1 protein-coding gene and 1 pseudogene are annotated in these 789 nt (G+C 25.3%); both read right to left on the bottom strand.

Annotated features, from left to right (window positions below; all coding sequences use genetic code 11):
- Window positions 1-570 (bottom strand): HNH endonuclease (locus D8837_RS09430; protein WP_142999014.1); only part of this gene is annotated, 570 nt, incomplete at its 3' end.
- Window positions 563-789, bottom strand: a pseudogene (locus tag D8837_RS09425) (hypothetical protein); the annotation flags it as partial. The pseudogene D8837_RS09425 and the gene D8837_RS09430, both read right to left, overlap by 8 nt.

The following is a 789-nucleotide window of genomic DNA, read 5'->3' as shown; positions in this document are numbered from 1 at the left end:
GTATTTAGGAAATTTTTCTTTTAGGAAATATAAATTTAAAAGAAGATAGTCTAGTTTTCTAAAACGATAGTGGAACTTCATTTTGTTATAAAAACTTTGAATTTTTCCATTTTTACAATATTGTGGTGCGATTTTTATTTCAAAATGTTCTCCCCTATTAAAGACTTCTTTAATTTCTCTACTATCGGGATGAATAATACTGAAAACATCATTAACCGCAAACTCTTTTTTTGATTGATTACAATTTCTACAAGATAATATTAGATTATCAATTATATCTACTGATAAGTTATCCGAACCAAATGTTGTTTGTAATTCGTTGAAAAAATGATCAATTTCATATAAAGGAGCTGGATTTATAGCTGTGCTAACTCCACAATAAGCACATTTATGGTAGTAAATTTCTTCAAATTTTTCATAATATTTTGATTCTTTGGGTTTTATTTTATCATAATGAAGTCCGATATTGCTGATTGCTTTCTCATCAATTTCTTTTCCTAATGCATCCTTTTGTTGCTTTAAATCTGAGTAGTTATAATTTTCGAAATTTGTAAATCTGTAATCAATCATTATTTTCCTCAATATCTTTCTTGACTAAGTCAATTAATTCGTTGATTTTTTCGTCTGTTAAATCTTTATAACTAGGAATTTTACTAATTAAATTATTTGCCTTCTCAACAATTAAGCTATCTTCATATGATAAAATATTTTCAGATAATAATTGACCAACGTTTCTTACTTCTTTTACATTTTTTATTAATGTTTCTATCTCTTTCCTAAGAACATTAT

The sequence above is a fragment of the Streptococcus mitis genome (assembly GCF_003942965.1).
Taxonomy (GTDB): Bacteria; Bacillota; Bacilli; order Lactobacillales; family Streptococcaceae; genus Streptococcus; species Streptococcus mitis_BH.
Note: the sequence above shows the minus strand (reverse complement) of the source record. Positions and strands in the feature narration are given on the sequence as shown.